Source organism: Aurantimonas sp. A3-2-R12 (assembly GCF_036016755.1).
GTDB lineage: Bacteria > Pseudomonadota > Alphaproteobacteria > Rhizobiales > Rhizobiaceae > Aurantimonas > Aurantimonas coralicida_A.
On sequence record NZ_JAYXIH010000026.1, the window covers coordinates 1 to 13,773 of the forward strand.

Genomic DNA, 13,773 nt, shown 5'->3' on the forward strand with positions numbered 1-13,773 from the left:
GAAATACTTCGTGATCGCCGCCGTCAACGACGTCTTGCCGTGATCAACGTGACCAATCGTCCCGATGTTCACATGCGGCTTGTTGCGCTCGAATTTGCTCTTGGCCATCGCCGACTCCCAACTTCGCAGGCGGTTATTTTCCGGCGCCACATAGCGAGTGCAGCCGGCAATGACAAGCGTCTGAGCCGCGACGGGCCAAACCAGCCGACGCAACGCCTGGCGACACACGATCGATTTCAGGGACATGCGGGAAACGTCGGACCCGCGGGCCGGACTATGATTTTGAAGAGGGAGGCGGGGATTTTGGAGCGGGTAGCGGGAATCGAACCCGCATATTCAGCTTGGAAGGCTGCTGCTCTACCATTGAGCTATACCCGCACTTCTAGCAAACGGTCGGCAGTGGTGGAGGGGGCTGGATTCGAACCAGCGTACGCATAGCGAACGGATTTACAGTCCGTCTCCTTTAACCACTCGGACACCCCTCCGAACTGCCGCCGACACGCGCAAGCGCTTGGCCGTACATGGATCGCGGCGGCGCATTCGCCAACCCCCGCGGTTCCGAGCGGCCTTATGAAAGGCGCGGAGCGATCTGTCAACGGCGCGTGGCCGTTGCATCGACGATCGGCGGGGTCCGGCCTACGCATCGTGTTTCGCCGTATCCGCTCTTGCGACGATCCGCGCGCATTGAGCCCTGACGCCAGCTACGATAAGCAGCAGCGATGAGCGACGAGCCCACGACCCACACACCCAAGGATTCTCATTACGCCAATCTGCGGCGCGCCCATCGCGACCGCAAGCGCGGCGATGGCGAGTTGCCGGCTCGCCCGGACAAGCGGGTCCAACCCGGTCGCCCGGACCCGGCGGGTCGCGTCCGGCTCTACGGACTGCACACGGTCGCCGCGGCCCTCCGCAACCCGCGGCGCAAGCTCCATCGCTTGCTGGCAACGCGCAATGCGTTGGCTCGGCTCGACATGGCCGAGGATCAGCTCCCCTGCCCGGTCGAGCTCGTCGAGCCAAGGCAGCTTGATTCCGAGCTCGGAAGCGACGCCGTTCATCAGGGCGTGATGTTGGAGGCCGATCCGTTGCCGGCCGGTCGGCTGGCCGATCTCGGCGAGGCCCGCCTCATCCTCGTGCTGGACCAGGTGACCGACCCGCACAATGTCGGCGCGATTCTGCGCTCGGCGACGGCCTTCAGCGCCGATGCGTTGGTCACGACCGCCCGCCATTCGCCCCAGGAAGGCGGCGTTCTCGCCAAGGCTGCCTCGGGAGCGTTGGAGCACGTTCCGCAGATCGAAGTCGTCAATCTTGCCGAAGCGCTGATGGATCTGTCGAAACGCGGCTTTCGCACCGTCGGCCTCGATTCGGAGGGGCCGGAAAATTTCGAGGCGGCGCTGTCGGGTGACAAGATCGCCATCGTCCTCGGTGCCGAGGGCAAGGGACTTCGCCAGAAGACCAGGGCGACGGTCGATGTGTTGGCGCGGCTGGAAATGAGCGGCGCGATTCGCTCGCTCAACGTTTCCAATGCCGCCGCCATTGCGCTCTACGCGACACGGCGTCACCTCGGCTGACGGCTTCCGAGCGCGCGAATCCGCGCAGTTCGCGGGCGATTCGGAACGCGGTTGTCACCGATGTCGCAGGGATGCTGGTTGCCCATGTTTCTGGGTCGGACAGGGTCTGACGATCGGAAGAATGGTGCCGGATGAGGGGATTGAACCCCCGACCTTCGGTTTACAAAACCGCTGCTCTACCGCTGAGCTAATCCGGCCCGGCGCGGCCCATAGCATATTTGTCAGCCCTATGCAGCGGGTTTTTGACCCGCGGAAAGCCACGGCGGCGCTTGGCCTCAGCCGCCCGCCGCGCTAGGTCTCAAACCTCGACACTGCGGCGCCGATCCGCATCCTTGAAAAGCCGAGCCTCGCGCCGACCGATGTCACGCCCAGTCCAATCCATCACCTTCGTTGCCAGCGAAAGCCCGGCCGCCCAGGAGGCCGCCCACCGGCTTTCCGCGCTCTACGGCAATGATCGCGAGGAAAATGCCGAGGTGGTGGTCGCGCTCGGGGGCGACGGCTTCATGCTTCAAACGCTGCACCGCTTCATGGGCAGCGGCATACCGATCTACGGCATGAACAAGGGCACGATCGGCTTCCTGATGAACGATTATCGGGAGGACGGCCTGAGAGAACGTCTGGCGGCGGCGATCGAAAATGCCATCCATCCGCTCGCCATGACCGCCGTCGACGCCGCCGGCACCGTCCACAAGGCGTTGGCGATCAACGAGGTGGCTATTTTCCGACAGTCCTACCAAGCTGCCCGGCTGCAAATTTCGATCGACGGCAAGGTCCGGCTGGACGAACTCGTCTGCGATGGCGTGATGGTGGCGACCCCGATCGGATCGACGGCTTATAATCTGTCGGCGCAAGGCCCGATCATCCCGGTCGACGCGCCGTTGCTGGCCTTGACGCCGGTGAGCCCGTTCCGCCCACGTCGTTGGCGCGGAGCGCTGTTGCCCAATCACCAGACGGTCGAGATCGTCGTCCTTGAGCCCGAAAAACGTCCCGTGAATGCCGTCGCCGACGCCACCGAAGTAAAGTCGGTCCACCGGATCACGATTTGCGAATCGCTCAACGATACCGGTCTCATTCTGTTCGATCACGATCATTCGTGGGACGAACGGATTCTCGCCGAGCAATTTCGCTATTAGGGAGCGCGGCCCGAAAGCCCCCTCCCCAGCCCGGAAGCGGCCGGCAGATAAGGCTGCGACCGGGATTGCTCGGGACAGACTCCAGAATCGCGAAAACATTGCCCTCGGTGTCTTTGAACGAGACCAGAGACCCGACGTCGGGAATCAACGTTTTCGGTTGAATGATCGAGCCGGATTCCGCTTCGATTCGACTGGCACAGTTCTGTCGAACCCGTTCAGGCGGCCAGCTTCCTGGCCTGCTGCCGTGCCGCGTCCCGTTCGGTCTCGCCGGCCAGCCGATGCAGAAACCGCATCATGGCCTCAAAGCCCGCGGTCCGCGATCGGTCACCCGAGGTGGCAACGAGCCGCTGCATGATCAGCTGCGGCACGTCCTCTGCGGCGGCGATCCGTTTGCCGGATGCGATCTCGCGCCAGACCCCCACGGCGATCAGGAACAGCGGCGCGGCGACGGACGGAAGCCCGCATGTAATGACCATGGTCCGAAATGCGCCGTCGCGCCCCTCGGCGAGGATCGAGCGGACCCGCAGTTCCGACATCGACGACAACCGCACCAGCGCGGCGGCGAACAGGTCAATATTGCCGGCGCAGACCGTGCGCAGGAGGAAGGCGACATTGAGCTGACCGCTGGCCCGCAAATGTTCGACCAAGGCGGGAATTTCGACCTCCGGAACGGTTTCGGCGAGCATCGCCGTCGCCCGTTCACAGGCGTCGGAAGCCAGTCGCTCGGCCCGATCCGCGCCGACCAGATTGCATAACATCGGCAGCGCTGCGAGCGCCTGGCCCGTGCGCAGGATCATCGTCTGGCGCACAGTGGCAGGCAGTTCACGACGATCGAGCAGCGCTCCGCGCACCGACGCGTTGGCGCCATGCCGTTCGGCAATTCGCCGGAAACTCACACCAGCGATCGCGGCGCCTCGGTTTTCGAGCAACGATATGCAGCAGCCCGGTTCCGCGACCTCGGCGATCGCGGCCGCGACGCGCGTCGATACCACGCGCCGGGTGGCGATCGCAGTGCGCAATTCGGCGGACCCGCTTGCCGCCAGGTCGATCAGCTCGTCGTCACGAAGCGCCGGGGAACGGCTGGCGACGACGCAGGCGATCGCCGGATTGTCCTCGCAGAGGCTGAGGAGCACCGTCCGGGGAACCCGGCTGTCATCGGCAAGCCCCTCGGCGAGCGCCAGACGAACTTTCGGCGACGGATCGTCGAGCATCAGGGTCAAGGCCGCCTGGGCCCCGGACTGCTCCTCGGCCGTGATGCGGCCCTCGACGAAGGCGCGCGCGAGAATTGTCGCGCCCTCCGCGCGCTGGGCGCTATTGGCCGTCTCGCACCATTTGACGAACCGCTGGACGATCATGGGAAACGCGACCTCTACCGCTACCGACTTCACGGTCGATACTGGCCAGCAAAGGTTTAGGTTTCGTTCACCATAACGATTCGTCCCGGTACAGGCTGTCCGCAGGGCCCTCTAAACGTCGGCGCCATCGGGGGTTCGGGGCCGCGCCATCTGGAAAACCTGGTCGGTCACCGCATAGTCAAGATAGCCGAGCCGGGAGAGCGGCGCCGCAAGGGCCATGTCGATCATGCCGTCCCTAAGAATCGCCTCGTCGATATGAATCCCGACCACCTGACCGATCACGACGACGTTCTCCGACGCTTCGCCGTTCAGTCCGGTCGGTCGAAACGAATGGGTCACCCGGCACTCCAGCGCCGCCGGACTCTCGGCGACACGGGGTGCGGAAACCAGCCTGGACGGGGCCTCGGTCAAGCCCGAAAAACCAAACTCGCTGGTTCCGCGCTCGGCAACCGCGGACGTCCGGTTCATCTGCGCGGCGAGCTGGCGCGTCGCGAGATTGGCGACGAACTCGCCGGTTTCGATCGCGAAACTGGCGGAATCCTTCATGCCGACCGAGGAAAACATGACGAGCTTCGGCCGATCGCTGATCGCGTTGAAGAAGCTGTAGGGCGCGAGATTGACCGAGCCATCCTTGGCCCGCGTCGAGATCCAGCCGATCGGCCGCGGCGCGACGATCGCCTTGAACGGGTCGTGAGGCAGGCCATGATCGTTCCGGTCGGTCGTGTAGAACAGCATCACCCCTGACCCGGCGCGCGCGCTTCGCTGACGACATCGGCCAATGCCGGGCGCGGACGCTCCTTAGGCGGTTCCTGCGGCGTGCCCACATGGATGAACCCGACGACCTTCTCCTCCGCCTGAATGCCGAGGATGGCCTTGGCCTCGTCGTCATAGGCGACCCATTCCGTTACCCAATTCGCCGCGTAACCCTTGGCGTGAACAGCGTTGGCGAGATTCATCGCCGCCGCGCCGCCGGACAGGATCTGCTCCCAGACCGGTATCTTCACATGCTCTTTCGCGGTCGAAACGACGGCGATCACTAACGGACTGCGGCTGAAGCGGGTGGCTTCGACCCGCCGCCGCGTCTCGGACAACGGCTCGTCCTCACGTCGTTCGATCAGCGCGGCGAGCGCAGCACCGATCCGCTCGGCCGATTCGCCGCGATAAAGGATGAAGCGCCAGGGCGCGAGCTTGCCATGGTCGGGCACACGAATGGCGGCCGATAGTATCGCTTCGAGCTCCGCTCCCTCGGGCGCGGGTGCGGCCAGCATAGGGATCGGCACGGATCGACGGGTGGACAAGAGCGTGAACGGATCGGTCAAGAGGGTATCTTTCGCTAACGGTCAGGCGAAACGGTCGCGGGACTCGGGACGATTCGTGGACCGCGGGTTATGGCGAACGTCAATCGCCCGAACCGACGCCATCGGAGACGACCGCCGCCACGTCCGAGGTCAGAACCTCCACGTCGGTGTTCTCGCCGGCCCGGACTTCGAACTGTCGCTGATAGACCTTGTCGCGGTTCTTGGCCACGATCACGTAATCGCCCGCCGCAAGCACCATCGACGGGAAGGCGCCGACGCTCTCGCGCACCACGTCGCCAGAGGCGGTGGTGATCGACCAGGCGGTGTCGGCGATCGCCTCACCGCCTGGTTCGCGCACCAGCTTCATCGTCAGCAACGCCGCCCGGTGCTGCAGTCTGGCCTCGGTGAGTTTGCCGGATTCCACTCTGATGTCGGCACGAACCGATGCGTTCACCGAGCCGTAGCTGGAGACTACATGGTAGGTATCGGCGTTCAGCCGCAGCACCTTGTCCGGCGGAACGTCGCTGGCGACGAGATCGCGATCGGAATCGTCCTCGGCATCGGTGTAGACGTCGAATTTCAGCTTCGTCGGATCGATCGCCGATCCATCGGCGGCAATCGCCTCGAGCTTGAGCCCACCCGCCCCGAGCACGACGGTTTCCCGCGTCCTGACGCCGGAAAACTCGATCCGCTTGACGACGCCGGCCCGGCCGAAGCCGACATGCAGGATGTAGGAGCCGGCCGGCACTTCGAAATTCGCAACGCTGCTCTGCGAGGAGGCGATGAGCGTCGGTCTACCGTCGATCGCCGGGATCGCCGAAAACAGCCGCCAGACGAGGCCGTTCGGTATTGCCTCGCTATCCTCGGTCAGCCGCGCCTCGAGAATCAGTGGCGCGCGCGGGGTGATCACGTCCTTGCTCGGCATGTTCTGCGGAGCATAGGCCGGCAGTCCGGGAAGCGTGATCGCGGGCGCGTTCGGCCGCCCCAAGGACGATGGCAGGGCGATCGGCTCGAAGCGGCGCAGCGATCCTTGTGGCGCGGCGCCGACATCGCGCGAGTCCGGGAGCAGTTCCGTCGCCGAGGGCGAGACGTACCCGCCGGGCTCGCGCGATTCGTCCCCGTTGAAGAGCCCGCGAACGCTCCGGTCGAGCAGCGAAGGTATCGGGATGTCCTGCGCCGCCACCGGGGCGCCCGCCAGCAGCATGGCACCGAGGATCGCCAAAAGACGTGCGTCAACGAACAATGCTGCGACCCCTCACGATGCCACCCCTTCACAGGGTTCTTGATCGCAGATCATGGACGAATTCAAGGCGCCCGGTCTGCGATCGGGCGTAAACCGAACACATAGCATGGAAAATGTTCGCTCTGGCGTCGGGAAGGTCGCGACCGGGCGCACGCTTCCACGGCCTCGCTGAAATACAGCGCGGATCGCCAGGACGACGTGGTGAATCGGCTCAGACGGCGAGACGGCGGCGCGAACACCAACCGTGCCCCGACGCGATCATCGTCAGGGCACGGCGCTATGGTTTACTGGCGCAGCGGCGTCAGACGAAATCGATCACCTCGACCGCAATCTGGTTCGCGGCAATCAAATTGTGCCCGCCGTCATAGGCTTCAAGCCGGATGTCGAACTCGGCTGGGCCGAAACCCGGAGCGTAGGGTTGCTGACCTGGCGTGTTCGGATCCGCGTCGATGAAATCCTCGATAAACCCGAATGCGTAATTTTCCGAGTTCTGGGCCACATTGGCGTTGCCGCCGTCGTCGCCGATACGCGGGATTCCGTCCTGATCGACCCAGATAAAGCCGGTGTCGTTGGGGACCGCCACTCCCGGGTCAACCATCGTCAGCTCACGAAACTCGGTGCCGGCTGTCGGATCGACATCGATCAGTAGCTTGAAAGTGAAGTCGGACAGATCTGTCGTCGCCCCATCGAGCCCGGTGGCGATCGAGTAGTCGAAGCTCCACGCCGCCCGGTTCGCGTTGTTTGACGACGAGCCGTTCGTGGTGGACTGCGCTCCATCTTCCACCTGGAAATGGACCGTTCCGTCGGCATCTACCGATACCGGATCCTGGCTTGGTCCCTGTCGATACTTGACGGCAAGCGCCAGTTCGACTCCGGCGCTTTCGCTTTGCGTCACAACGAAATCGTTGACCGAGTTGCCACTACCAACGAACATCTTGCCACCGTCCTGTGCCGATGCGTCGATCTGCGTGTCGACGCGCGTGGTCGCACCCGTGGCGGTATTATAATAAACGTCATCGTCAAGATCGGCGGTGCCGTTGTTAAAGAGGATCGTTTCGACCTTCTTGAACTCGTAAATCCCGCCGGTGGAATCGGTCACGGTGACCTTGTCGTTGCCGGTCCCCTTGCGCGCGAAATCGAAATCCTCGAACGAACTTTCGAAGATCGCGATGTCGATGCCCTTCTTACCGTCGTAGCTGAAATCCGGGTCCCCAATCTGGAACACATCATCCAAATTGGTCCCTTTGACTTTCGAGAGTTTTGCGCTTTTTGCCATCGACTTTCCCCAAAGTTTTCACCGCACCGGAAAATATCCATCTGTCAGGCGGCTTAGTAAACCCCGGACACAGCATTCTCTTCGTCAAGCGGAGATACGTACTGCGGAATACGGCATGTCGTAATGTGATGCCGATTATTCATTCTTGGCACCAAGCCACTGTTAGGTCAGCTTTTGTAACTCTCCGCGCCCCGGTCATGGAGGGACCGGCTTTGCAGTCCGTTCTCCTCCGCTCCGTGAATATTTATACAGTCATAGACATGGACGGTGCCGAGATGGCGCGCCTACTCCCCCGCCTGCTCGAAATCCATTGCGACGCCGTTTATGCAGTAGCGCAAACCGCTCGGTGGCGGACCGTCGGGAAACACATGGCCGAGATGGCTACCGCAGCGGCTGCAATGACATTCGGTCCGCACCATGCCGTGGCTGCGGTCTTCAGTGATACCTACGGCGCCGTCCACCGGCGTATCGAAACTCGGCCAGCCGGTACCACTCTCAAATTTCCGACCGGCGACGAACAGCGGCTGCCCGCATCCGGCGCAGGTAAAGGTCCCTGCCCGCTTCTCGTCGAGCAGCGCACAACTTCCCGGCCTCTCGGTGCCGTGCCCGCGCATCACCGCGTATTGCTCTGACGTCAGCATTTCACGCCACTCGGCGTCGGTTCGTTTCACGGGATAGGTCTTGGTATCCATTTTCAGCTCCTTTCGGCAACGGGCCATCGATTCGGTTCAGTAATCAGAAACCGCGCCGACGAGCACGACCGCGCGTCGGGGCGCGGCGATTCGGCCCAAACAAGATCGAGGGTCAGCGGCCCCGGCTTTTCTCGTAGCGCGCGCGCGTCTCGGCATCGGGCGGATAAAGACCCGGCAGCGGAACTCCCTTGTCCACTTCGGACATGAGCCAGGCTTCCAGTCGCTCCTGTTCGAGGCAGGCATCCTTCACCTCCTCGACGATCGCGGCCGGAATGACGACTGCCCCGTCGTCGTCGACGACGATCAGATCGTCCGGAAAGATTGCGACCCCCCCGCAGCCGATCGGTTCCTGCCAGCCGACGAAGGTGAGCCCGGCAACGGAAGGCGGCGCCGCCACGCCGGCGCACCAGACCGGCAATCCCGTCCCCATCACACCGGCGACGTCACGCACCACCCCGTCGGTGACGAGGGCCGTAACGCCGCGTTTGGCCATGCGGGCGCACAGAATGTCACCGAAGATTCCCGCATCGGTCACTCCCATCGCATCGACGACCGCGATACAGCCGTCGGGCATGGCTTCGATGGCGGCACGGGTCGAGGTCGGGGAAGACCACGATTCCGGTGTCGCGAGGTCTTCCCGCGCCGGCACGAAGCGCAGGGTGAAGGCGCGGCCGACGAGCCTGTCTTGTCCAGGCACCAGCGGCACGGGCCCGCGCATCCAGACATTGCGCAGTCCACGTTTGAGAAGAATGGTGGTGATGGTCGCGGTCGTAACCGACCGAAATGCCGCAATGGTCGATGAGTCGCTCAAGTGTCTGCCTCTCCATGAATCGATTGCGAATGTGGGATAGCACCGGCCGAAGCGGCGTCAATGCGCGCGGTGGCGCCGCACCTTATTACCGAACGCGGATCAGTCCTGGAGGGGTGCGGCAAATGCAAGCTCTTGCGAGCCGCAGCGCCGCACGCCGGCGGTTGCCATGTCGCGCCAGGCGCGCTCGAGCGAGCCGTCGAGATCGATCCCCCGACAGACGTCCTCGATCACGGTGACATCGAATCCGGCCGCGCGCCCGTCGAGAGCGGTCCAATTGACGCAGAAGTCAGTGGCGAGGCCGACCACGAAGATGCGCTCAACAGCCCGTTCGGCGAGATAGCCGGCCAGGCCGGTCTTCGTGGCATGATCGGCTTCGACAAAGGCGGAATAGCTATCGACGGCCGGATGAAAGCCCTTCCGTACGATCATCTGTGCGCCGGGAACATCGAGGCCCGGATGAAACGCCGCGCCACTTGTGCCCATGACGCAGTGGTCGGGCCAAAGAACCTGGGGACCATAGGCGAGGCCGATCGTCTCGAACGGTTCGCGGCTATGGGTGGAGGCGAAAGACACATGTCCGGGCGTATGCCAGTCCTGGGTCAGGACCACGACACCGAAATGCCGGGCCAGACGATTGACCAGCGGCACAACGGCGTCTCCATCCGGCGCCGCAAGCGCCCCGCCGGGGCAAAAGTCGTTCTGAATGTCGACGACGATCAACGCGTCGGCGGGAGCAATCTCTATTATTGTCATCGGCAAAAGATGGCATCATTTCGCGACGCCGCAAAGCGCCTCACGACGATCAGCGCTGAGGCCCGCCATTGGATGGACCCCAGCGCCTTGTCATGTCTTTGTCAGCGTAGCGAGAGCGAGGCGCGCAGATCCGCCACCGGCGCCACACGCACCGCGTCGCCCGTCCGCTCGATGAGCAGCTCGGTGTTCGGGTTTCCAAGGCTTGAAGGAACCTGAATGGTCAGGCTCTCTCCGTCGGAGAGCATCGAGACGAAACGCAGGGCGCTTCCGGTCTCGCCCGCCTGGAGCGTCGTGACGACCCGGAAATCATCGCCTTCTACCGTGTAGTAGGCGGCGCCGGTGACGTCACCGAGCGCGATGCTCTGGGCGGCCAGCGGCTTCAACTCGGCACCGTGCGCAGCGCCGAGGCCGGCCACCGTGAGGGCGGCGGCAACTAAGATGGTCTTCATAATCCTGGTCCTTCGAAATTTTCAGACCTCCCGGATCGAAAGCTATGTCTGATTGCTGCGGCGCACAATGGCATGGCAGCCATGATAATTTGCGGGGGCGGAGGATGTCTGGCGCTCAAGGCGTATTCGGGCTCACCCGCTCAGATGATCCACCGTTCAGCCCCCAGAGATCGCAAGAGACAGGCAGACTCGACACAAAATCGCCATCTCGCCACACCTTAGCCGGAATTCTGCTCCTCACAGGGCTTTGGCGGGATTCCTAGCCCCGAAAAAGCTCAGGCAGCGGCCGTTTCGACAAGGGCCAATGGCTGTGCCATGGCTGCCTACAAGACCGCGACAGTCGACGATGAGTTCCGCGATGCGGTCCACTGAGCGAAAGTTACCGATCATGCGCCTTCCCGCAACCGTCGCGATACTCTTCACGCTTTCGGCGTGCGTGAGCGGAGGAGACGAACTCGACGTGCTGCGATTGACCGCGCCCGAGGACGATGCGCATTGCCGCAGCCTTCTGATTCAGCCGGGCGAATTGGTCTATGCCCAATGCAGACTGGCACTCCGAAAGACCTATTTGACCGATTACGGGACCCGAAAGGCCACCGTCGAACAGGCATACGGACCGGTGTCGGAAACACTCGACCAGGCTCTGCGAGCCGACGCGTTCTGCAACTACGACGAAAGCGTCAAGGCATCGGTGGAGTCGCAGGACGAAACCGCCGCTGCCTACCTCGCCTACGCCAATTGCGAGACGACACGGCAGCGCCTCCAGGACGAGATCACCGCCTCGACAGGTGCCGACGGCGCCGGTGTTATGGCTGAAGAGCAACCACGGATCATCCAGCAGAACATTCATGCGGTTCGCGAGGCAAAGGCCGTCATCAACGGCCCCATAACAGCTGACGCCACCCTATGAGACAAGTCGACGGGCTTGGACACGCCCTCTGTGGGGACCTTCTTTGGCCTCCCCGGGCTCGGGCCCCCGCGATTCTCGCGTTCCGTTGCAGGATTTAACGAAGGTTGAGGCCATATAGCCATAGGGGCCAGACCGCTTCCCTGAGAGACCCAATTCCGCAGGAATGTCGGGAATTTCGGGGAAATGGTCAGTAATGACGTCGAACACGCAAGTGACTGTTAACTTTACGGTCACAGCGGACTAAAGGTTCAAGGGCAGCTGTGTCTTTTCCGCACTTGCTCCTATCGCCTAAAAACAACAGGTTGCCCACGCACCGGCCGCACTAGCGTCGGGAACTTAAACTGCGGCATAAACCGTCAGAGACTGATAGGTAGTTATCATGAAGAAAATCGTCATCGCATCGGTCGCGGTCTTCGCTCTCGCAACCTTCGCCGGTTGCATGGGCAAAGGCATCGGCAAGGGTAAGGGCAAGGCGCCGATCGCGGCTCCGATCGTCGTCGAAGAGCAGACCTACGTCACCAAGGGTTAATCCTTGTCTCTTGGGGGAAGCGTTGAATAGCGCTTTCCCCAAGCGCCTTCAGGGCCGAGGATGTGTCGCGCGTGGGGACGGCGGCGATCGTATAGTCGACCTGCGGACGCGTGAGTTTCCAATCTCGAAAGGCCGACCATGGCTTCATCTTTTCTAAAATTCGCCGTCATCGCCCTGCTTGGCCTAACTGCCGCAGGCTGTTCCTCGACGGGACCAAACACTATGACGTCCGGGGCACCCCTGACGTCGGCATCCTCTCTCGTCACTCCCGCGGCTTATACGCCTGCGGTCGAGGACAGCGACGTTGCCCGGCGAGCCAAGCCTTATTTCGTTGAATTCCGCGCTCGTTCGGCGCAGAGCTACGGCCACACCTTCGCGGTGTTCGGCAAGCTCGACCAGAATGGCCGTGTGCCGATCGATTCGAATGGCGTGCTGATTCCGAGCATGACCGAGATCACCGGCTTGGCTCCGGCCTCGACCAGCAACATTCCCTATACGATCGGCCATGTCCTGCCCGTTCCATCCGAAACCGGACCGAGCGACGGCGACAGCGAGAACGCCTATATGACGGCGTATTACCGAATCGATCTGACAGAGGCCGAATACCGCGGCCTCGTAGCCAAGATCCGTTATCTCAAGGCGAACCGTCCAGTTTGGCATGCCGTGCTCTACAATTGCAGCGCCTACACCAATGAAATTGCCGAATATTTGGGCTTGGAGACCGTCAATCCGCTGCTCTTCCCCAAGAACTACATCAACGCTCTGAAGCGGGCGAACACCTGATTCAAACATCGTCGGCGGAGCGCCGGTCCGGTGAACGTGACGAAAAACCCGGCTTCCACGCCGGGTTTTTTTGTGCCGGACTCGTGCCGTTAGAGACTCGAAGATCGGCGGTCGACGACAGTGACCACGAGCGTTTCCGCCGAGACTGATTCGGGACCGCTACGGCCCCGGACGATCCAGGCTCGCTACCAGGTCGGCGAAGCGCTCACCCTGCACCGTGACATGGGCTCGCAACTCCCGTTCAGCCGCCTCGCCATCACCCGCGCCGATGGCCGCGACGATCCGCTCATGCTCGGCGAGCGACTGGGGTGTCCGTTGGGCCACACGCAGCTGCAGGCGCCGATACGCCTTCAAGCGCTGGTGCAGGCGTTTCGCCTCGGCAATGAGAAACGCATTGCCGCACGCTTCGTAGATCAAGTGGTGAAAGCGTTCGTTCTCGTAATAATAGGCATCGGAATCGCGCGAGCGCGCCGCCGCGGCGCAGGCTGCATGGGCCTGGTTCAAGCTCTGCAACGCCTTGGCATCCGCCCGGCGCGCCGCAAGACGTCCTGCCATTCCCTCCAGTTCGGCCATCACCTCGAACATCTCGACAAGCTGGGCGAGGCCGACTTGGCGCACGAAGGCGCCCCGATTCGGGATCTGTTCGATCAGCGCTGCCGATGCGAGTTGGTTGATCGCCTCCCGTATAGGAGTACGGGAGACGCCGAACCGCGCGGCCAACGCCGATTCGTCCAGACGATCACCGGCGCCCCAGGCTCCCGTGACGATCTCCTGTTCCAGAACATCGCGAATTTCGCCGGCCTTGGGACGCACCAGCGGGCCCCGACCTTCGCTGGAGGGCCGCGCTACGGTGGCCATGTCATCGGATGCGGCAAAGCGGTTCTGTGCGTCCATCTAAATCGTATACAATACGGTTGACATGGCATGCAATAGAATGTGTTTTAAAGGAATGCGCTGGGAGGCGTGATCACTC

At 62.8% G+C, this 13,773-nt stretch carries 16 protein-coding genes and 3 tRNA genes; 5 read left to right on the forward strand and 14 right to left on the reverse strand.

What is annotated here, in order from left to right; all coding sequences use genetic code 11:
* The 3 genes from VSX60_RS14080 to VSX60_RS14090 all read right to left on the reverse strand — a co-directional run.
* Positions 1-246 (reverse strand): GTP-binding protein (locus VSX60_RS14080; RefSeq protein WP_327624856.1); only part of this gene is annotated, 246 nt, incomplete at its 3' end.
* Between the two features lie 58 nt (positions 247-304).
* Positions 305-378: transfer RNA gene (locus tag VSX60_RS14085), tRNA-Gly, on the reverse strand.
* A 22-nt stretch (positions 379-400) separates the two neighbouring features.
* Positions 401-485, reverse strand: a tRNA-Tyr gene (locus VSX60_RS14090).
* 234 nt (positions 486-719) lie between these two features.
* Here VSX60_RS14090 and rlmB point away from each other — a divergent pair.
* Positions 720-1,568, forward strand: coding sequence for a 23S rRNA (guanosine(2251)-2'-O)-methyltransferase RlmB (gene rlmB, locus VSX60_RS14095; RefSeq protein ID WP_327624857.1), 849 nt, complete (start codon positions 720-722; stop codon positions 1,566-1,568).
* A 122-nt stretch (positions 1,569-1,690) separates the two neighbouring features.
* On the opposite strand, the gene VSX60_RS14100 is transcribed toward rlmB, so the two are convergent.
* Positions 1,691-1,765, reverse strand: a tRNA-Thr gene (locus VSX60_RS14100).
* A gap of 162 nt (positions 1,766-1,927) precedes the next feature.
* Between VSX60_RS14100 and VSX60_RS14105 the strand changes: the two genes are divergently transcribed.
* Complete coding sequence (locus tag VSX60_RS14105; protein ID WP_327624858.1) at positions 1,928-2,701, forward strand: NAD kinase; 774 nt, start codon at positions 1,928-1,930, stop codon at positions 2,699-2,701.
* A 215-nt stretch (positions 2,702-2,916) separates the two neighbouring features.
* Here the strand turns inward: VSX60_RS14105 and VSX60_RS14110 are convergent, their stop codons facing one another.
* The 9 genes from VSX60_RS14110 to VSX60_RS14150 form a co-directional block, all read right to left on the reverse strand.
* The gene (locus tag VSX60_RS14110) at positions 2,917-4,056 is read right to left on the reverse strand and encodes a DUF2336 domain-containing protein (protein WP_327624859.1); all 1,140 of its coding nucleotides are present in this window, start codon (positions 4,054-4,056) and stop codon (positions 2,917-2,919) included.
* 111 nt (positions 4,057-4,167) lie between these two features.
* Positions 4,168-4,788, reverse strand: a complete 621-nt coding sequence (locus VSX60_RS14115; RefSeq protein ID WP_327624917.1) for a flavin reductase family protein — start codon at positions 4,786-4,788, stop codon at positions 4,168-4,170.
* Positions 4,789-4,790: 2 nt separating this feature from the next.
* The gene (locus VSX60_RS14120; RefSeq protein WP_327624860.1) at positions 4,791-5,375 is read right to left on the reverse strand and encodes a nitroreductase family protein; all 585 of its coding nucleotides are present in this window, start codon (positions 5,373-5,375) and stop codon (positions 4,791-4,793) included.
* A 79-nt stretch (positions 5,376-5,454) separates the two neighbouring features.
* Positions 5,455-6,597, reverse strand: coding sequence for a hypothetical protein (locus VSX60_RS14125; protein ID WP_327624861.1), 1,143 nt, complete (start codon positions 6,595-6,597; stop codon positions 5,455-5,457).
* A gap of 301 nt (positions 6,598-6,898) precedes the next feature.
* The gene (locus VSX60_RS14130) at positions 6,899-7,873 is read right to left on the reverse strand and encodes a hypothetical protein (RefSeq protein WP_327624862.1); all 975 of its coding nucleotides are present in this window, start codon (positions 7,871-7,873) and stop codon (positions 6,899-6,901) included.
* 284 nt (positions 7,874-8,157) lie between these two features.
* Complete coding sequence (gene msrB, locus VSX60_RS14135) at positions 8,158-8,565, reverse strand: peptide-methionine (R)-S-oxide reductase MsrB (RefSeq protein ID WP_327624863.1); 408 nt, start codon at positions 8,563-8,565, stop codon at positions 8,158-8,160.
* Positions 8,566-8,677: 112 nt separating this feature from the next.
* The gene (locus VSX60_RS14140; RefSeq protein WP_327624864.1) at positions 8,678-9,376 is read right to left on the reverse strand and encodes a ribonuclease activity regulator RraA; all 699 of its coding nucleotides are present in this window, start codon (positions 9,374-9,376) and stop codon (positions 8,678-8,680) included.
* A gap of 99 nt (positions 9,377-9,475) precedes the next feature.
* Positions 9,476-10,129 carry a bifunctional nicotinamidase/pyrazinamidase gene (pncA, locus tag VSX60_RS14145; protein ID WP_327624865.1) on the reverse strand — a complete coding sequence of 218 codons (654 nt, stop codon included), beginning with the start codon at positions 10,127-10,129 and terminating at the stop codon, positions 9,476-9,478.
* 101 nt (positions 10,130-10,230) lie between these two features.
* Positions 10,231-10,578 carry a hypothetical protein gene (locus VSX60_RS14150; RefSeq protein ID WP_327624866.1) on the reverse strand — a complete coding sequence of 116 codons (348 nt, stop codon included), beginning with the start codon at positions 10,576-10,578 and terminating at the stop codon, positions 10,231-10,233.
* Positions 10,579-10,966: 388 nt separating this feature from the next.
* Between VSX60_RS14150 and VSX60_RS14155 the strand changes: the two genes are divergently transcribed.
* From VSX60_RS14155 to VSX60_RS14165, 3 genes are all read left to right on the forward strand, one after another.
* Positions 10,967-11,488, forward strand: a complete 522-nt coding sequence (locus VSX60_RS14155; protein ID WP_327624867.1) for a hypothetical protein — start codon at positions 10,967-10,969, stop codon at positions 11,486-11,488.
* A gap of 379 nt (positions 11,489-11,867) precedes the next feature.
* Positions 11,868-12,017: an ABC transporter gene (locus VSX60_RS14160; protein WP_327624869.1), complete on the forward strand. Its 150-nt coding sequence runs from the start codon at positions 11,868-11,870 to the stop codon at positions 12,015-12,017.
* Positions 12,018-12,239: 222 nt separating this feature from the next.
* Complete coding sequence (locus VSX60_RS14165) at positions 12,240-12,800, forward strand: hypothetical protein (protein WP_327624870.1); 561 nt, start codon at positions 12,240-12,242, stop codon at positions 12,798-12,800.
* A 159-nt stretch (positions 12,801-12,959) separates the two neighbouring features.
* Here VSX60_RS14165 and VSX60_RS14170 read toward each other — a convergent pair whose 3' ends face one another.
* Positions 12,960-13,694, reverse strand: a complete 735-nt coding sequence (locus tag VSX60_RS14170; protein ID WP_327624871.1) for a GntR family transcriptional regulator — start codon at positions 13,692-13,694, stop codon at positions 12,960-12,962.
* Positions 13,695-13,773 lie beyond the last annotated feature (79 nt).